16 protein-coding genes are annotated in these 18,473 nt (G+C 67.6%); 6 read left to right on the forward strand and 10 right to left on the reverse strand.

The features are described from left to right. Window positions 1-127 precede the first annotated feature (127 nt). Together JZ792_RS04915 and JZ792_RS04920 are read right to left on the reverse strand one after the other, a co-directional pair. Window positions 128-1,126, reverse strand: a complete 999-nt coding sequence (locus tag JZ792_RS04915; protein ID WP_254189290.1) for an alpha/beta hydrolase — start codon at window positions 1,124-1,126, stop codon at window positions 128-130. Between the two features lie 144 nt (window positions 1,127-1,270). After that, window positions 1,271-2,305, reverse strand: coding sequence for a glycosyltransferase (locus JZ792_RS04920; RefSeq protein ID WP_216907244.1), 1,035 nt, complete (start codon window positions 2,303-2,305; stop codon window positions 1,271-1,273). Window positions 2,306-2,659: 354 nt separating this feature from the next. Between JZ792_RS04920 and JZ792_RS04925 the strand changes: the two genes are divergently transcribed. The 3 genes from JZ792_RS04925 to JZ792_RS04935 all read left to right on the forward strand — a co-directional run bounded on the left by JZ792_RS04925 (window position 2,660) and on the right by JZ792_RS04935 (window position 5,017). Beyond that, window positions 2,660-3,391 carry a TetR/AcrR family transcriptional regulator C-terminal domain-containing protein gene (locus tag JZ792_RS04925; RefSeq protein WP_216907341.1) on the forward strand — a complete coding sequence of 244 codons (732 nt, stop codon included), beginning with the start codon at window positions 2,660-2,662 and terminating at the stop codon, window positions 3,389-3,391. A 167-nt stretch (window positions 3,392-3,558) separates the two neighbouring features. Then, complete coding sequence (locus JZ792_RS04930; RefSeq protein ID WP_216907246.1) at window positions 3,559-3,732, forward strand: hypothetical protein; 174 nt, start codon at window positions 3,559-3,561, stop codon at window positions 3,730-3,732. A gap of 82 nt (window positions 3,733-3,814) precedes the next feature. Then, entirely contained in the window at window positions 3,815-5,017 is a 1,203-nt protein-coding gene (locus JZ792_RS04935; protein ID WP_216907248.1) for a fatty acid desaturase family protein, read from the forward strand. Window positions 5,018-5,032: 15 nt separating this feature from the next. Here the strand turns inward: JZ792_RS04935 and JZ792_RS04940 are convergent, their stop codons facing one another. Beyond that, entirely contained in the window at window positions 5,033-5,893 is an 861-nt protein-coding gene (locus JZ792_RS04940; protein ID WP_216907250.1) for a lysophospholipid acyltransferase family protein, read from the reverse strand. A 221-nt stretch (window positions 5,894-6,114) separates the two neighbouring features. Between JZ792_RS04940 and JZ792_RS04945 the strand changes: the two genes are divergently transcribed. Then, window positions 6,115-7,134, forward strand: a complete 1,020-nt coding sequence (locus JZ792_RS04945) for a LacI family DNA-binding transcriptional regulator (protein WP_216907252.1) — start codon at window positions 6,115-6,117, stop codon at window positions 7,132-7,134. Between the two features lie 183 nt (window positions 7,135-7,317). Then, the gene (locus tag JZ792_RS04950; RefSeq protein WP_254189292.1) at window positions 7,318-8,679 is read left to right on the forward strand and encodes an ABC transporter substrate-binding protein; all 1,362 of its coding nucleotides are present in this window, start codon (window positions 7,318-7,320) and stop codon (window positions 8,677-8,679) included. 11 nt (window positions 8,680-8,690) lie between these two features. On the opposite strand, the gene hflX is transcribed toward JZ792_RS04950, so the two are convergent. From hflX to JZ792_RS04975, 5 genes are all read right to left on the reverse strand, one after another. Next, on the reverse strand, window positions 8,691-10,151 hold the full coding sequence (gene hflX / locus JZ792_RS04955) for a GTPase HflX (protein WP_216907345.1): 1,461 nt from the start codon (window positions 10,149-10,151) through the stop codon (window positions 8,691-8,693). Window positions 10,152-10,323: 172 nt separating this feature from the next. Next, entirely contained in the window at window positions 10,324-11,205 is an 882-nt protein-coding gene (gene dapF, locus JZ792_RS04960; RefSeq protein WP_216907346.1) for a diaminopimelate epimerase, read from the reverse strand. Between the two features lie 85 nt (window positions 11,206-11,290). Beyond that, on the reverse strand, window positions 11,291-12,094 hold the full coding sequence (locus JZ792_RS04965; RefSeq protein WP_254189336.1) for a TrmH family RNA methyltransferase: 804 nt from the start codon (window positions 12,092-12,094) through the stop codon (window positions 11,291-11,293). A gap of 175 nt (window positions 12,095-12,269) precedes the next feature. After that, on the reverse strand, window positions 12,270-13,211 hold the full coding sequence (miaA, locus tag JZ792_RS04970; protein WP_216907256.1) for a tRNA (adenosine(37)-N6)-dimethylallyltransferase MiaA: 942 nt from the start codon (window positions 13,209-13,211) through the stop codon (window positions 12,270-12,272). A 37-nt stretch (window positions 13,212-13,248) separates the two neighbouring features. Next, window positions 13,249-14,019 (reverse strand): class III extradiol ring-cleavage dioxygenase family protein, encoded by a 771-nt coding sequence (locus tag JZ792_RS04975; protein ID WP_216907258.1) that lies wholly within the window; start codon window positions 14,017-14,019, stop codon window positions 13,249-13,251. A 265-nt stretch (window positions 14,020-14,284) separates the two neighbouring features. On the opposite strand from JZ792_RS04975, the gene JZ792_RS04980 reads away from it, so the two are divergent. Further along, window positions 14,285-15,661, forward strand: coding sequence for a DUF349 domain-containing protein (locus tag JZ792_RS04980; RefSeq protein ID WP_216907260.1), 1,377 nt, complete (start codon window positions 14,285-14,287; stop codon window positions 15,659-15,661). Between the two features lie 38 nt (window positions 15,662-15,699). Here the strand turns inward: JZ792_RS04980 and JZ792_RS04985 are convergent, their stop codons facing one another. Next, window positions 15,700-16,278 carry an Rv2732c family membrane protein gene (locus tag JZ792_RS04985; RefSeq protein ID WP_216907262.1) on the reverse strand — a complete coding sequence of 193 codons (579 nt, stop codon included), beginning with the start codon at window positions 16,276-16,278 and terminating at the stop codon, window positions 15,700-15,702. 312 nt (window positions 16,279-16,590) lie between these two features. Beyond that, a complete protein-coding gene (gene miaB / locus JZ792_RS04990; RefSeq protein ID WP_438804293.1) occupies window positions 16,591-18,171 on the reverse strand; it encodes a tRNA (N6-isopentenyl adenosine(37)-C2)-methylthiotransferase MiaB in 1,581 nt (526 codons plus the stop codon). Window positions 18,172-18,473: the final 302 nt, after the last annotated feature.

Consider the following 18,473-nt stretch of genomic DNA (forward strand, 5'->3'; position numbering starts at 1 on the left):
ACACCGACCCGTCGTTGTCACACACGGTACCCGGAACGAGAACCGTTGTTCACTTCTGGTGGCAGAATCGTTGTCTCACCTGGTGCTGAAACTTTCGGTCCAGCGCAATTCCCCACAAACCGAACGGTTACGCGGGCAGGCCGAGTCCGTGGGCGAGCACCGGCCAGGATCGCTTCAGTTCGTCCTGCCAGTAGCCCCACGAATGGGTGCCGGTCGACGCGAAATGGTAGGTGGCGGGGATGCCGAGCCGATCGAGTTCGGCCCGCATATTGCGCGAGCAGTAGTCGGTCGCCGCTTCCAGAGCGCCGCCGACGGCGACCTGGTTGACCAGTCCGCCCACACCGGGCAGCGCGTTCGGGCCGTCCAGCGTGTCGTACTTCCCCGGCATCCCGCTGCCGTCGGACAGGTACAGGTTCACCCCGCGCAGCCCTTCGGCGTGGACGTAGGGATCGTTCGCCGCCCACCCGGGGTCACCGGCGGGCCCGTACATGTTCGCGGAGTTGCCGCCGCCCGCCGCGACGACGGTATTGGCGAAGTTGTAGCCGACCGGATCACTGATCTGCGCGCATCCGCTGTAGGCGGCGGCCGACCGATACAGTCCGGGGGCCGCGATCGGCAATTGCAGCACCGAGGTGCCCGCCATGGAGATGCCCGCGATCGCGTTGACCGAATTCGTGCCGAGACCCGCGTCGATCAGCGGCGGCAGTTCACGGGTCAGGAAGGTCTGCCATTTGTTGCGCCCGAGGACCGGGTCGTCCGCGATCCAGTCGGTGTAGTAACTCCACGCCCCGCCGACCGGGGTGACGACATTGACATCCTTGTCCGCCAGGAAGTCCATGACATCCGAACGCGCCTTCCACGTCGCGGAATCCTCCCCACCGCCTGCGCCGTTGAGCAGATAGAGGGTGGGGCGCGGGGCCGAGGTGTCGGCGGGACGCTGGACGTCGACCTGGATATCCCTGCCCATCGCGGCGGAGTACACCGCGAGCCGAATCGTGCGGTCGCCGTCGACGGTGACCGCGCCCACGCGGGAGCCGTCGGCGGTATTCGGCGAGGCGAGCATCGACCCCGTGGCGATGACGGGATCCGGCGGGCGACTATCGGCCGAAGCGCCACCCACCGACATTCCGCATACCATCGCGACCGCGGTCACCACCACCGCGGTTCGAGTTCGTGTCCAGACCATCACCCCAACATACGGTGCGATAACTGAGAATTTGCTATGCGCTTCTCAGTCTCTCATCAGGAAGGGCGTGAATGTCCACGCCCGTCACGATGCGGAGGTCAACCTGCGGGCTTGTTGCTGGGTGGAGATCATCGCGAGGGTCGACTCGGCACTCTGATTGTCGTTGCGGCCGGTGTGTTCGAGGCCGTCGGAACATCCGCCGCTGATCGGATCGATCAGCGGGGTCGCCATATCGTTCGCGCCGTGGAACCACGCCTGGCACAGCAGGACCGAATCCTTCCACCGCTCGTCACCGGTGTCGTCGTAGGCGCGGGCGCAGGCGTCGGCGAGCGTCGCGACCTCGATGGGCTGCTGATCGAATCCGGGACGCGCCTCCCCGGTCGTCCACCCGTCCATGGGCGTGACCGACAGATGACCGTCGGAGGTCTCGATATCGAGCAGCCAGCGCAGCATCGCGAGTCCGTCGGCCTGGATGCGGCCCTGCCCCGGCAGCTGCGCGCCGACCGCGAGCAGCGCCTCGGCCAATACCGCGTTGGCGTAGTGCAATCGAGGTTCCGGCCAGCGCCAGTCGAGGCGACGGGTGGGCGCGCCGATAGATTCGGCGGCGTCGGCCATCAACTCACGCGCCTGGGCGTTGTCGGGGCGCACCCGCAGCACCTCGGACGCGCCGAGCGCGGCGAAGGCCATCGCGCGGGGAAATTCCGAACGCCGACGGGCCGCGGAGGTGAAATGCGTCAGCGCGGTAGCCGCCAGTTCGGGCGCGCGAGCGACCACCGAACCGAGCGCCCAGATGGCACGGCCCCAATGGTCTTCGACGCCCGCGTCGTCCTGCCACCCGCGGTCGGAGCCCCGGCGATTGTGGCAGCGACCGTCCTCGTCCAGCGCCGCGATCACGAAGTCCAGATATACCCGGACGAGTTCGAGCAATCGCGCACTCGGCTCCGGCTCCCTGACCGCCACGACGAGGGCACGGGCGACATCGTCCACGCAGTAACCGTTTTCGACACGGGGAACGGTCAGTTTCGCGTGTTCGAATATCCCGCATTCATCGCTGAGCCGGAACAGATGCGCGTAGGAAACGGTCGCGGTATTCACGCGGACACCGATTTCGTGCGCCATCGGTTCTGCTCGTCGCGACAGCGCGCGCTCGCGGACCTTCGGAAGAATTCTCGATTCGACACCGGGACAGCCCCTTCTGCTTCTAGCCAGCGCCGACGGTGCCGCTGTCTGCAACCACTCGATTGGCCGAACGTGTCGCGCCGAAGCGCTCGAGAATCCGCGGGAAGAGAACACGCAGGATCGTCCACTGGTCCTCCCACCGTATCACTGCGGCGTGCGACGAATTCCCGACGAACCGTCGATATCCGAGCCGCGAACGCGCGCGCGTTGTGATCGCTACGATGACGTCAACGTTGTAGGTCTACACTGATGACCTACAACGAAGATCCCGCCATGCATGGGAAGGCCTCCGATATGGCCGAGCCGCCGATCAGGCGCTCCGGTTCCACGTCCGGGAACCGGCACAACGCCGCGGCGAACGCCAAGCGCTCGGAACGCCCGGTCACCAGGGCGACGGTGCTGGAAGCGGCACTCGAGATCGTCGACACCGACGGCGTCGACGGTTTGTCGATGCGCCGTCTGGCCGAGGCCATGGGCCGTGATCCGATGATCATCTATCGCCACTTCGCGAACAAGGCCGCCGTACTCGACGGTGTCGCCGAGATCGTCATCGCGCAATTGTCGATCGATTCCTCGGACGCGGATTGGGCCGCGCAACTGCGAATGATCGCGCGCGATTTCCGCCGCCTGGCACTGGCGCATCCACGCGTGGTTCCACTGCTGGTCACCAGACCGCTGGCCACCCCGTTGGGTCTGCGCCCGCCCGCGGTGGTCCGACCGCTGGAAGATATTCTGGCGCTGCTCACCGGCGCCGGATTCTCCGGCGCCGACGCCCTGCACATCTACCGCGCGCTGTCGGGATTCCTCTACGGCCACGTACTCAACGAAATCCAGGAAATCGTCGAGCGGCCCGAGGAAACCGACCAGGTGCTGCGACTCGGCCTGCATCGTTTACCGATCAGCGAATTCCCGCTGCTGCGGGAACTGGCTCCGGTGCTCGCCGCCTACGACGGCGCCGCCGAATTGGAGAGAGGGCTGGACACCCTGCTGACCGGCCTGGCCGCGACGATCCCGAACGCCGTCTGACCTCGGCATTTTTGCCGTCTCCACGGCATGTCTACGCTGTGAATCTACAGCGTAGACATACGCTGTAGTCGCGGCGTACGCTGAGATGACAACGGTTTCATGCGGTGGCCGATATGTCCGACAGAAAACACGCGGGATACAGCCGAACCGCAGGTAGGAACGATCCGATGACCACCACGGGCTGGATCGCGGCGCGAATACGGGCGTTCATCGCGGGCGCGCGGTCGCTCCTGGCCCGGACCGACAATGCCAGCCGTCGTCGGACAGATATCGGCGGCAAGCCCCCGCACAGCGCGGTCGGTCGAGCGACACGACTGCTCGGCCGCGATCTCGAACGGTGAACCCTCGATACGACCGGTTCGCGTCACGTCTCGTTCGTCGGCCCATCGTGGCAACAATCCAACAGCTCGGGGACATACCAGAATGGCAATATCACAGGTCGCCGCGTACGCGCATCTGAGCGCGTCCGATATCGAAGCACTCGGTAGCGAACTCGACGCGATCCGCCGCGACATCACCGATCGGCGCGGCAGCCGGGACGCGGCCTATATCCGGCGCACCATCGCATTCCAGCGGGCACTCGATGTGACCGCGCGGCTGACCATCGCACTCACCAGGAACAGACCCGGCTGGGTCCTCGGTACCGTCGGGCTCGCGGTGGCCAAGAGTATCGAGAACATGGAGATCGGGCACAACGTCGGTCACGGCCAGTGGGACTGGATGAACGATCCGGAAATACATTCCAGCACATGGGAATGGGACATGGCCGGTGTGTCCGCGCAGTGGCGATATTCACACAACTATCGCCATCACGTCTTCACGAATGTGCTCGGCATGGACGAGGACATCGGCTTCGGCGTGATGCGTGTGACCCGCGACGAGTCGTGGCGACCGGAACATCTGCTGCAACCGGTTCGGAATCTCCTGCTGGCCGCCACCTTCGAATGGGGTATAGCCCTGCACGGCCTCTATTCCGCGCAGGAACGCTCCGGAGATCCGGTAGAGAAGACCAAACACACCCGGGCCCTGCTTCGCAAGATCACGCGGCAGATCGGCAAGGACTATCTCCTCTTCCCCGCGTTCAACGGCCGACGCTGGCGGCGGACATTGTCCGCGACGGCGAGCGCCAACGTGCTGCGAAATATCTGGGCATACCTGGTGATCTTCTGCGGACATTTCCCGGACGGAGCCGAGAAGTTCGAACCCAACGTGCTGGACAACGAAACCAAGTCCGAGTGGTATCTCCGTCAGATGCTCGGCTCCGCGAATTTCGACGCCGGACGTGTTCTCGCGTTCCTCAGCGGCAATCTCTGCTACCAGATCGAGCATCACCTGTTCCCGGATCTACCGAGCAATCGCTACGCGGAGATCGCACATCGGGTGCGCGATCTCTGCGACCGATACGACCTGCCCTATACGACCGGACCGCTGCTGCGCCAGTACCTGCTGACGCTGCGCACGATTCACAAACTGGCGCTCCCGGACAGTCTGCTGCTCGCGACCTCCGATGACGCCCCGGAGACGGCGTCGGAACGAAAGTTCGACGTGCCCGGACCATTTCCCGGCGGTCGCGGCAATCGTTCCGGTCACAGCGGGTTGCGCACCGCGTTGCGACGGGCGTCGTAGGCGCGGGAACCGAACTCAGATCGGCAGCATCGCGCGCAGGCGTCCCGCGAGGGTCCGTCCCGTGTCACGGTCCCTGGCCTCGAACAGGTAGTTCATCTCCTCTTCGAGTCCTTTGCGGACCACATCGCACAGATCGGCGGCCGCGACGTCGAGGTCGGTGGCATCGCGCCACGGCGCCGGATCGATCGGCGCGCCCACCGAGAAATAGAACCGTTCCGGACGGGGCAACATCGTGGCCGCGACACCGCGCAACAGCGGCGGAGTCAGATTCGCCTTCAATCCCAGCGCCTCGACGGTCCAGCGCACCGGACGCATCACCGGATGATCGCCGTCGAAGACGATGTCGTACGCATCGTCGACACCGATCATCGCGACCGGCACGATCGGCGCGCCCGCCTCGATCGCCATCCGCGCGAATCCGGTGCGACCCTCCCACTTGAGGAGGTATTTCTCGTTCTTGCGGCGAATCGCCTCGCGTCCGCCGCCGGGGAACACGATCACGGCGTCCCCGCGGCGCAACATCGCCATGCAGTTCTCGCGTGTGCCACGCACCGTGCCGTAGTAGTGCAGGAAATGGCGCAGTCCCGGCACCGCGATCAACACGTTCTCGGCGAGACCGCGAATCACCCGCCCCCGTTTACGCAGTACTTCCGGAAAGAGCAGTGGCGCGTCGATGACGCCCATCAGATTGTGATTGCCGACGAGTAGCACCGGTCCTTCGGCCGGAATGTTCTCCAGGCCGAAGAAGCGCGGACTGGTCCACGCGCGCAACGGCGCCAGCAGCGCCTCCAGCAATCGGATATCGGTGTCGTCCAACGTCACGTCGAGCTTCGCGCCATCGGACAGATACGCCTCGGCGGGCGAGGATTCAAGCATCGGTGTCCCCATCGAATGTCGGATCCCAGCACTTCGTCGTAGTGGAATTTCCCAGCGGAATGCACAGCCCCTGCGCCGTGTAGAGATACGGCCTCCCCAGACACCGTACCGTACGAGATTGGAACAGGTTGCACCGCGGGGGCGGACCGACGCCGGAGCAGCGAGAGCCTTCGGGGGATCTGGACGACCGACCTGACAGCATCGCGTGCGATGATGCGCTGGTGACGAGCGATTCGGAGACCCGGGCGGAGGTACGTGCGCGGCGATCGGCGCGGCCGACGAAGGCCGATGTCGCCCGCCTCGCCAATGTGTCGACGGCGACGGTCAGCTATGTGCTGAACAATGTCGCCGGTCAGACCATCTCGGCGCAGACCCAGGCCGTGGTTCGCGAGGCCGCCAGGCAGTTGGGATACCGGCCCAACCTCGCGGCCCGCAACCTCGCCATCGGCGGCAGCGGCATCGTGCTCTACATCGTCCCGCGCATGGCGATGGGCGAGCTGGCGATGGAAGTCGGCAGCCGACTGACCACCGCACTGGCCCAGCAGGGCATCGTGCTGTCGCTGCAATTCGAGACCGAGGACGCGAGCAATGTGGTCGACGCGATCTCGAATCTGAATCCCATCGCGGTCGCGGGCACCTTCCCGCTGCGCGGTTCGGCGCTCGCGGCCGTCGAGGCCGCGGGCATCCCGCAGATCCACCTCGGCAGCAACAATCTGCGCGCCCTGGCCGCGTTGGACCTGACGGTCGGCGAACTGCGGGTCGCGCATCTGGAGGAGCGCGGACACCGGCGTCTGGCGTTCGCGTACTCCGACGACAAGAAATTGCGACCGCTCGGCGAGTACTGGTTGCGAGGAATGCGGGCCGCCGCGCGAGTGCGGAATCTGCCCGACGTGGAAGTCGCGACATTCGCCACGGACGGTTCCGGCGCGGCCGAGACGGTGTCGCGCTGGGTCGACGAGGGCGTGACGGCCGTCTGCGCCCAGAGCGACGAGGTCGCCTTCGTCGTCCTGCACGGGATCCGCCGGGCCGGTCTGCGCTGCCCGGAGGATCTGGCGGTGATGGGTGTCGACACCATCGCGCTCGCCGCGGTGAGCGATCCGCCGTTGACCTCGATCGCCTTCCACGCCACGGAAATCGTGGATGTCGCGGTGTCCGCCATGATGACGACGCTGGGATATCCCAGCAAATCGGTCACGCCGGACGGCGATTTCGCGCACCTGGTGCCGCGCGACTCGACCTGATCGGGGTACGCGGTTCCCGATCCCGGATCTCGTTGCGGTAACTTCGACTTCACGCACGCACGGTCGCGATGCGTTTGCCTGCAACAGGATTCGTCGATCGTGCCTCGAGATCGTCGACTCCGGCACAGGGCGGGAATCGGTGACGACCCGGTGTCATGCGGGGCGTCGCACGGGAGGAATACGTTGAGACCGAACAGAATCGGCGTCGCCGTCGTGGCGGCCTGCCTGATCGCGACGGGGTGCGGCAGCGGCGGGGGTGCGCAGGACGCGAAGAGCGCGGCGTCGGGTTCCTTCGGCAACCTGACCGACATCTGCCGTCCCGGCGACGCGAGCAGCGCGTCGGCGCCGGGCGTGACGGCCGACGAGATCGAAGTCGGCACCTTCTCCGACGTCGGCTTCACGCGATACCGGGATTTCATCGACGCGGCGAAGGTGTTCACGTCCTGGTGCAATGCCGCGGGCGGAATCAACGGGCGCACACTCGTGGCGAATATCCGCGACACCAATCTGACCGAGGTGCATCAGCGGATGGTCGAATCGTGCCGCGAGGATTTCTTTCTCGTCGGCGGCGGGGCCGCGCTCGACGGTCTCGGCGTGAAGGACCGGCTGTCCTGCCTGCTCCCGGAATTTCCGGCGCACGTCACGACGAGCGCGAACACCGGATCGGACCTGCAACTGAGCAGTGGGGCCACGGTCTCGGAAAATGTCGATCCCTACTCCGGCTTCCACGACTGGCTGATCAACGACGAACATCCCGGCTCGGCGAACTCGATCGGCGTGCTGGTCGGCGATTCCCCGATCACCGAGGTCATGAGCGAGAAGATCACCGAATCACTGACCGCGACGGGCGCGACGGTCGTCTACAACGAGAAGTATCCTCCCGCCGGGATTTCGGACTGGACATCGTATGCCCGTGCGCTCAGGGCCGACCGGGTGCGCGGACTGATCTTCCTCGGCGAATTCCGCCATCTGGCCCGCCTCCAGGAAGCGCTCACCGATATCGGGTACCAGCCGGACTGGATCGACGCCAACGCCACCTCCTACAACTCCGAATTCCTCGGCGCGATGCGGGATTCGCTGGAGAACAGGAACTACTACATCGACCTGAGCGGCATCGCCCCGCTCGACGCCGCCGCGCGAGTGCCCGCCGTGCGGCAGTTGAAGGATATGTTCGATCAGTACGCGCCCAGTAGCGACATCACCTTCCAGGTGCTCCGGGCTTTTCAGGCGTGGGTACTGTTCGCGAAATCCGCCGCGACCTGCGGTGACGAATTGACGCGGGCCTGCGTCTACCACGCCGCGCGCAAGGAGACCGCCTGGACCGCCGGGGGCTTGCAGGCGCCGCTGGACCTGTCACGGCCGATGGCCGAGCAGACGCGATGTTTCAACGTCCAGCAGGCGACGCCCGAGGGGTGGAAAGCCGCGGAATTCGGCCCGAACACCGGGGTGTTCCGGTGCGGATTCACCCCGTACCGGTACACCCAGGACTTCGGCAGGCCGATAACCCTCGCCGACGTCGGCAGATCCCTCAGCGAACTGGAATAACCGCCGACGGATCAAGCCTCGCCGCGCGCGGAGCCACCCGCGTGGGCGTATTCCGACAGTGCCGCCGCCAGCGCGTGCGGAACGCGGGCACGTACCCGGGTTCCGCCCTCCTCGTGGGTGGAGGCGATGATGCGGCCGTCGGCGTGGATGCGTGCCAGCAGATCACCGCGCGTGTAGGGCAGCAGCACGCTGATCTCGACGTCGAGTCCGCCGAGCACCTCGGCGAGCCGGTCGCGCAGTTCGGCGATGCCGGTACCGGTGTGGGCCGAGACGAAGGCGGCGTCCGGCATCACACCGCGCAAGCGGGTGAGTTCGTTCGGATCGACGGCGTCGATCTTGTTGACCACCAGCAATTCCGGTGGCGCGGCGGCGCCCTGCTCCTTGATCACGTCGGTGATCACCTCGCGGACCGCCTTGATCTGCCCCGACGGCATCGGATCGGAACCGTCGACGACGTGCAGCAGCAGATCCGCGCCGGTGACCTCTTCCAGCGTCGAACGGAACGCCTCGATCAGCTGGGTCGGCAGGTGGCGGACGAATCCGACCGTGTCGGTGAAGACCACCTCGCGGCCGTCGTCGAGGGCGGCCCTGCGGGTGGTCGGATCGAGGGTGGCGAACAGCGCGTCCTGAACCAGCAGCCCCGCGCCGGTCAGGGTGTTCATCAGACTCGACTTGCCCGCGTTGGTGTAGCCGACGATGGCCACCGAGGGCACGCCGCTGGAGGTGCGACGGGCCCGCTTGGTGTCGCGCGCGGTCTTCATCTCGCGGATCTCGCGGCGCAGTTTCGCCATCCGCTCGCGGATGCGCCTGCGGTCGGTCTCGATCTTGGTCTCACCGGGACCGCGCAGACCCACACCGCCGTTGCTGCCCGCGCGACCACCGGCCTGCCGTGACATGGATTCACCCCAGCCGCGCAGCCGCGGCAGCATGTACTCCATCTGCGCGAGCGCGACCTGCGCCTTGCCCTCGCTCGAGGTGGCGTGCTGGGCGAAGATGTCCAGGATCAGCGCCGTCCGGTCGATGACCTTGACCTTGACGACCTTCTCCAGCGCTGTCAGCTGGGCCGGGGTGAGTTCACCGTCGCAGATCACCGTGTCCGCGCCGGACTCGAGCACCACCGCGCGCAGTTCCTCGGCCTTGCCCGAGCCGATGTAGGTGGCCGGATCGGGCCGATCGCGACGCTGGATCAGCGCTTCGAGCACCTCGGAACCGGCGGTTTCGGCCAGCAGCGCCAACTCGGCCATGCTGGCATCGGCCTGGGCCGACGAACCGGCGGTCCACACCCCGACCAGCACGACCCGTTCCAGGCGCAGCTGCCGGTACTCGACCTCGGTGATGTCGGCGAGTTCGGTGGACAGACCGGCGACACGGCGCAGGGAAGCGCGGTCGTCGAGCTGGAGTTCACCGGTGGTCGGTTCGCTCGCCCAGCCCGCGTGGCGGGTGCCCTTCAGTTGCTCGTCGCGAGCGCGCATACGGGCGGCATGTTCGGCCACCACGTCCCCGGCGTCCACGGTGTCATCGGCCGTCTCGACGAGATCGTCGTCGGCGGCCGGATTGATATCGAAAGTCTCTGAATTCCTCATACGCCATCCAGCTTGCCACGTTCGTGCGGGTCAGCGCACTTCGATATTCGCGAATCCGCCGTCAGAGCCCGTTCCACCACTGTTCGGCGAGGCGTCCGGAGGCGACGAGGACCGATGGGCCGCGCAGCCACGCGTCGCCGCCGTCGAGTCCGACGCGCACCGAACCGCCGGGCACCCGGATCGTCACCTCGTCGGTGTCGGTGCCGATGGCGAACCCTTCCGCGGCCAGGACCGCGGCCGCCGCCGCGACGGTTCCCGTTCCGCAGGAACGGGTTTCGCCGACACCGCGTTCGTAGACGCGCATATCGGCCGCCCGGTCGGCGCCCAGCGGGGTGAGGATCTCGATATTGACCCCGAGCGGGAAGAGGTCCGGGTCGTAGCCGGGCGAGACCGTCAGATCCAGTTTGGCCAACGCCTCGGCGGACAGATTCGCGTCGACGCAGGCCAGATGCGGATTCCCGACATCGATGCCGATTCCCGGGTAGCCCCAGCCGGCGATGGTCGCGGTCGAGGAGCCCAGTTCGGTGATCCGACCCATTCCGACGGTGACATCGCCGTACGCGTGGTCCGCGGCGTGGACCGTGACCGGGCGCGCACCAGCGCGGCTGCCGACGACGAATTCGGCGGCGGCTTCCAGACCGGCGACCGCGAGGTAGTGGGCGAAGACCCGCACCCCGTTACCGCACATCTCGGCGACGGAGCCGTCCGCGTTGCGGTAGTCCATGAACCAGTCGGTTTCGGCGATGCCGTTCGGAATCGTCGCCAGCACCCCCGCCTCGCGCAGCGTGCCCGCGCGGGCGACGCGCAGCACACCGTCGGCGCCGAGTCCGCGCTGACGATCGCAGAGCGCGGCGACGCGCTCCTCGGTCAATTCGAGACGGACGTCGAGATCGGGCAGCACCACGAAATCGTTCTCGGTGCCGTGCCCTTTGCTGAACTCGATATCCGCCACGTGCGCTCCTGATCCTCGGGTGCTTTTCCTCGATTATCCGGGTCGGCGACGCCCCGGTATACGGGCGGGTTACTCCCTATCCGACGAACGTCCGGCGCTGTCGGGAAATTTCGTACAGCGCCACCGCACCCGCCGACGGCGCGCCGAGCGAACTCGCCGAACCTCCCATCGGAATGGAGACCAGGTCGTCGCACGCCTGCTGCCAGGCCGCGCTCATACCGCTCGACTCGTTGCCGACCACCAGGATGGTCGCGTCGGCGAAATCGTGGTCGAAGACCGCGTGCGTGCCGTTCTCGTCGGTGCCGACGACGCGGGTGGGAATGCCGCGCCCGATCTGGCGATCCCGGAAGGCCAGCACCTGGGCCGCGCCCGCCGCCCGCAGCACCGGCACCGCGAACAGCGATCCGGTCGACGCGCGCACCGCTTGCGGATCGTAGTGATCGGCGCCGTGTCCGGTGACGATCACCGCGTCCGCGCCGAACGCGTCCGCCGAACGGATCAGGGTGCCGAGATTGCCGGGCGAATTGGGCCGGTCGAACACCACCACGACGGGCGCGTCCTCACCGGGTTCACCCGGTGCGAAATCATCGAGTTCGGTCGTCCGCGATTCCGCGACGGCCACGACTTCCGGTATGCCGCCTGCCTTCTCGCCGAGTTCGGCCATCAACTCGGGGACGAGTCCGATGCACGGGACCTCGGCGGAATCGAGCAGTTCCCTGGCCCAGCCGGACAGTTCGGGGGTGCCGAGCCGGTAGAGCAGCGTCTCGATGGGCCAGTCGTTGGCCACGGCCTGGGTGATGGGACGCACGCCCTGCACGAGGAAACGTCCGTCGCGATTGCGGGTGGCGCGATTGTTCAGGTACGCCTCCCACACCTGCATCGAGGCGTTGCGGGTGCTCACCCTGCGGTTCGCGACGTCACCCGCGGTGCGGCCGGATCCGCCGCGGGCCTGCCTGGCGCGGGGAGATTCCCTGTTCATCACCGCGGCCCCGCCGTCCCTGCCGCCGGTGCTGTCCGAGCCGTCCGGGCGGACACCACCCGATTGTTCTGTCCGATCACCTACTGGTCCGTTCCGTCGATTCGAGCACAGACAGCGCCGTCGCGGCCGGATCCGGGTCGGCGCCGTTCACCCAGCGCACCCGGGTGTCCCGGCGAAACCACGAACGCTGCCTTCGCACATAACGCCGGGTGCCGATGAGAGTGCGTTCCCGCGCGTCGTTCAGGTCGTATTCGTTGTCGAGATGGGCGAGGACTTGCGCGTAGCCGATGGCCCGGCGCGCGGTGACACCCTCGCGTAGGCCCAGATCTATCAGCCCGCGTACCTCGTCGACCAATCCGCTGTCGAACATCAGCGCGGTCCGCGCTTCGATCCGGGCGTCGAGTTCCGCGGTATCGCGGTCCACCCCGATGATGATCGTCCCCCACCGTGGTTCACCGATCACGGGGGCCGAGGCCGCGAAGGGGCGTCCGGTCAGTTCGACGACCTCGAGCGCGCGCACCATGCGCCGTCCGTCGGTGGGCAGGATGGTCGCCGCGGCCGCCGGATCGGCCTGGCGCAACGCCTCGTGCAGCGCGACCACACCGCGTTCGGCGAGTACCCGCTCCCACCGCGCGCGCACGACGGGATCGGTGGCCGGGAAATCCCATTGATCCAGCAGCGCTTGGACATACATCATCGAACCGCCGACGATGACGGGGGTCCGACCGCGCGCCATGATGGCCTCGACATCCGCGCCCGCCGCGCTCTGATACGCGGCGACGGTGGCGTATTCGGTCACGTCGAGAACATCGAGCTGGTGGTGCGCGATGCCTCGGCGTTCGGACGGCGGCGATTTGGCCGTGCCGATATCCATGCCCCGATACAGCTGCATGGCGTCGATGTTCACGATCTCGCCGTCGAGGCGTTCGGCCAGATCGATTCCGAGATCGGATTTTCCGGACGCGGTCGGCCCGACGACGGCGATCGGGGTGATCCCGGTGGACGCTACCTCGGTCATACCCGCTGCCCTGCCGCGCGGGGCGTGGCTCGCCTGCTCATCCGGCGCCGCCCGGTCGCCACAGGCTGACGTGGTAGCCGACGCCGTAGGGCGCGTCACGGTAGAGCGTGTCGACGCTCGGATCGACGGAATCGGCCGCGAACAAACCTGCCAGCGCCTGAAACGCGGGACGTCCCGCGATGGACAATTCGGCGCACAGGGCAGGGTCGAGTGCGAGCAGGGCCGCGCGATCACCCGCGTCGAGTGCCAGGTCCAGCGCCTGTTGGCTGCCCGCCGCGCGATCGTCGAGATATCCGGGCGCCTTCAGCGACAGGGTCGCCGCGCCGTCCGCGACGACGAGCACCGCGTGCGGTTCGTCCGCCGCGTCGAGTTCGGCGCGCAGATCGGCCCCGGCCCGGGCGCACCGCTCGGCGGAAGTGTCGGCCGCGAGAACGCGGGCCCGCACGCTGATATCGGGGCCGACCTGCCCACGCAACCATCCGGCGATCAGCACGGACAGCGGAAGCTCGGGATCGGGCCCCGCCCCGGAATCGGCGACGGCGTCGGGGGACAGCCCGACGCGGACGTCGAGCCCGTAGCCACGAAAGGTGCCCCTCGCGTCCGGTCCGAAGACCTGGTCGGCGTCACCGGAACCGAGCACCGTCCAGTGCCGAGCCGCCCCGGCCAGCGTCGCGCCCGCGGCGGAAACGGCCGCCCGCAGCACGGCGGGCGGGTCGTCCGGATCGGCTCCTGGTGCGCGTGAGGCGGCGCCGACGAGCTCGGGAACCAGGATCGGCGGCGACGGGACCAGGGCCGCAATGGAGAGCACCACGTAACGGTAGCCGTTCGTCCCGACGGCGCTTCGCGCCCGTCGGCACCGGCCGCGACGGTGGGCGGCTTCGAGTGTCTCTGCGTCAATCCTTGCCGGGATTGATAGTGTCGAGGTTGCTACAACCCAGGTCATCACGGGTTCGCATCCCTGGGAACAACCCGTGAGAGGCGCGGATCAATGGTCTCGGCGGCTCGGACCGGGTTGAATGGGATGAGCTAGGGCGTAACCAGGCAGCCGTGACGCGCGGCAGGGACGGAGAGCAATGAGCGACAGCAACGGAACCGCGAAAGCCACCCCCGGCAGTGCACCGCGACCGTCCGGCGCCCCGAAACCCGGTGGTTCGACCCCCCATCCGAAGCCGCACGCGATCAAGCCCGCGCCCGGCCAGAGCGCCCAGCATCCCCATCCGGTGGTCGTCCCGACCGTCACCGACCCCAGCGCGTGGGGCCGCGTCGACGAGGACGGCACCGCCTGGGTGAAAACCTCCGAGGGCGAACACGTCGTCGGATCGTGGCAGGCCGGTGACGCCGCCGAGGGGCTCGCGCATTTCGGCAGACGCTTCGACGATCTCGCCACCGAGGTGGCGCTGCTCGAGGCGCGACTGGCCGCGGGCGCGGATGCCCGCAAGACCAAGGCCGCGGCGTTGACGCTGGCCGAATCGCTGCCGACCGCCGCCGTCATCGGCGATATCGACGGTTTGGCCCGCCGCTTGCAGGCGATCACCGAACATTCCGAAGAGGCCGCCGCCCACGCCAAGGAGGAGAAGGACCGCGCGCGGCACGAGCACACCGAGCGCAAGGAAACGCTGTGCGCGGAGGCCGAGAAGATCGCCGCCGAGTCCACCCAGTGGAAGGCCGCGGGCGATCGGCTGCGCGAAATCCTGGACGAGTGGAAATCCATCCGCGGGGTCGACCGCAAGGTGGACGACGCGCTGTGGAAGCGGTACTCGAAGGCGCGCGAGGCATTCAACCGTCGTCGGGGCGCGCATTTCGCCGAACTCGATCGCGAACGCGCCGCCGCGAAGTCACGCAAGGAAGAGTTGTGCGAGCAGGCCGAGGAACTGTCGGGTTCGACCGACTGGGTCGGCACCGCGTCGGTCTTCCGTGACCTGCTGACCGAGTGGAAGGCCGCGGGCCGCGCACCGCGCGAAGCCGACGAGACGCTGTGGCGGCGCTTCAAGAGCGCGCAGGACGTCTTCTTCTCGGCGCGCAATGCCGCGGTCTCCGAACGCGACGCGGAATTCGAGCACAACGCCACCGCCAAGGAAGAACTGCTGCACACCTACGAGAACATCGACCCGGCCAACGGTCTCGAGGCCGCTCGCTCCGCCCTGCGCGAATTGCAGGACCGCTGGGACGCCCTCGGCAAGGTGCCGCGCGAACGTATCCAGGAACTGGAAGGAAAGTTGCGCGCCATCGAGAAGCGGGTGCGCGACGCGGTGGACGCGCAGTGGCGGCGCAGCGATCCGGAGGCGATGGCCCGCGCGGCGCAGTTCCGCGAGAAGGTCGCCCACTACGAGGAGCAGGCCGCCAAGGCCGAGGCCGCGGGTAAGGCGCGCGACGCGCAGAAGGCGCTGGACCAGGCCAAACAGTGGCGCGAATGGGCCGAGGCCGCCGAAGGCGCTGTCAGCAACCTCTGAGGCAGCAACCTCCGAGGCAGCGGCCCCGCGCTGAATTCCTATTCGCCGGTGAGTCGGCGGTGGTCGTCGGCTTCGGCCCTGGCGGCGGCGATACGTCGCTGTTCCTCGGCTTCCAACTGCAATGCGGTGCGACTCCACACGACGCGGATCCAGTGGAAGGTCAGCACCACGATCGCCAGGGTGCCGAGCACGAGTCCGATGCCGGGGCCCGAGACCACGTGATTGCCGATGCCCGGTGTCTGGCGGTGCCAGATCGACAGCACGCCGAAGACGCTGGCGATGGCCGAACCCGCGACCGCTATCCACGCCAGCACCCACCGGCGGGTCATCAGGGCGAGCAGTGAGAAACCGACGCCGAACACCACGACGAACCAGACGAATACGCGCGAGGGCAGACCGATATGTTCGATCCGGCCCGCTTCGGTATCGAGCAGGACGTCGAACCCCCTGGCATCGCCGGTATGCGGCAGCACCAGCGACAGCAGAAGCAGGAAGACCGCGCCCGCGACCACCATGGCGCGCGCACCGGGGTCGATCTCGCCCGCGATGCGACGTTCCACGGCGTCGAGCTCGTCGCGGAACTGCTCGAAGTCCTTGCCGTTCTCGACCGAGTTCACTGCGCCTTCGTCTCCTTCGCCTGGTTCGCCGACTGCTCCGGACCGGTCCACTGTGCCATTCGAGGGGCCGGGCTCGGCATCCGACCCACTACGGCCGGTAGTAGGCGGCTGATCCGCCGCGCCGCCGCCCGATGCGGCACCGGAACGGGAGTCGGAGGTCTCCGGTCCGTCGTCGGGGTCTACCTGGTCCGATTCGTCTTTCACGAATTCTCCCGTGCCGGAAACCTGCCCGCCGCTGCTGAAACGCGCGCCTCGCGTCGATCGTGCGGTCGGCTCGGGTAACACCTGTCTTCGGTCACATCGTCACCGCGATCAGACACCGCATCCGGTGGCGCACCCCGAGGCCGCGACCGGTTCCTGGGCCGGGGCGCCGATCCTCGGCAGACCGAGACCGACGCCGATCGGCTCGGTCTTCGGGGTGATGCCGCGCTCGTGCGCGTCGCCCGCGGTGGTGCGCCGATGCGTCCTGATCGGTGAATCGGCGATCAGGTGGTGCGGGGCCGCCTCGGTGATGTCGACGGTGACGATATCGCCGGGACGGATCGGTTCGGCGGTGTCGACGGGGCGGAAATGCACGAGTCTGCCGTCCCGCGCGCGCCCGCTCATGCGCGCGGTCGCCGCGTTCTTCTTCCCCGCGCCCTCGGCGACGAGCAGTTCCACCTCGGTGCCGATCAGCGCGCGATTGGCCTCGAGGGAGATCTCGTCCTGCAACGCGATGAGCCGCATGTAGCGTTCCTGCACCACCGCTTTGGGCAGTTGGTCGGCCATCTCGGCGGCCGGAGTTCCCGGACGCTTCGAGTACTGGAAGGTGTAGGCGCTGGTGAAACGGGCCCGGCGCACCACGTCCAGGGTCTCCTGGAAATCCTCTTCGGTCTCGCCGGGGAAGCCGACGATGATGTCGGTGGTGACGGCCGCGTGCGGCATGGCGGCACGGACCTTCTCGATGATGCCGAGGTAGCGCTCCTTGCGGTAGGAGCGGCGCATGGCCTTGAGGACGCGGTCCGAGCCGGATTGCAGCGGCATATGCAATTGCGGGCAGATATTCGGCGTCTCGGCCATGGCCTCGATGACGTCGTCGGTGAATTCGGCCGGATGCGGCGAGGTGAAACGCACCCGCTCCAGGCCTTCGATATCGCCGCACGCGCGCAGCAGTTTCGCGAACGCGCTGCGGTCGCGCGATCCCGAGGAATCACTTGAGTCGGCCGGATCGACGAAATTGACGCCGTAGGAATTCACGTTCTGACCGAGCAGCGTCACCTCGAGGACGCCCTGCTCGACCAGTGCCCGTACCTCGGCGAGCACATCGCCGGGACGCCGGTCGACTTCCTTGCCGCGCAGCGCGGGCACGATGCAGAAGGTGCAGGTGTTGTTGCAGCCCACCGAGATCGAGACCCACCCCGCGTAGGCCGACTCGCGTTTGGCGGGCAGCGTGGACGGGAAGGCTTCCAGCGATTCGAGAATCTCGACCTGCGCCTCGGCGTTGTGGCGGGCCCGCTCCAGCAGCACCGGCAGCGACCCGATGTTGTGGGTGCCGAACACCACGTCCACCCAGGGCGCCTTGCGCACGACCACGTCGCGGTCCTTCTGCGCCAGGCAGCCGCCGACGGCGATCTGCATCCCGGGGCGTCCGGCCTTGATCGGCGCGAGATGACCGAGGGTGCCGTACAGCTTGTTGTCGGCGTTCTCGCGCACCGCACAGGTGTTGAAGACGACGAGGTCGGCCGTCGCGCCGGGCGCGGCCTTCACATATCCCGCATCCTCCAGCAGCCCGGACAAGCGTTCGGAATCGTGCACGTTCATCTGGCAACCGAAGGTGCGGACCTCGTAACTGCGAGCGTCTTCTTCGGGCTGGAGCCGGAGGGGATGCAGCGCGGTGTGTCCGATCGAATCCACCCGTCCAGGGTACGGGTGCCCGCGTGCGGCCTTTCGCGCGCATCGGCGCAGGCTCGGGGCATACCGGAGTTTGCGCGCGGGGGGAACGCGGAGGTTACGGCCATGTGACCACTCGGCGTGCCGTGACGGCGTGTCATGGAAAGCAGGGCAAAACTCGTTTTTCCGCCTAAGGTCAAGGACCATGACCGACGCCGATGCCGCGCCCGATTCCGCCGGGGACGCCACGACCGGGAACGAAGCCGCCGCGGACGTGCCGCAGTCGCTGAGCAAGGACGCCCCCGCGCAGGCCCCCGCCGCCGGAC

The organism is Nocardia noduli (assembly GCF_019038455.1).
GTDB classification, from domain to species: Bacteria; Actinomycetota; Actinomycetes; order Mycobacteriales; family Mycobacteriaceae; genus Nocardia; species Nocardia noduli.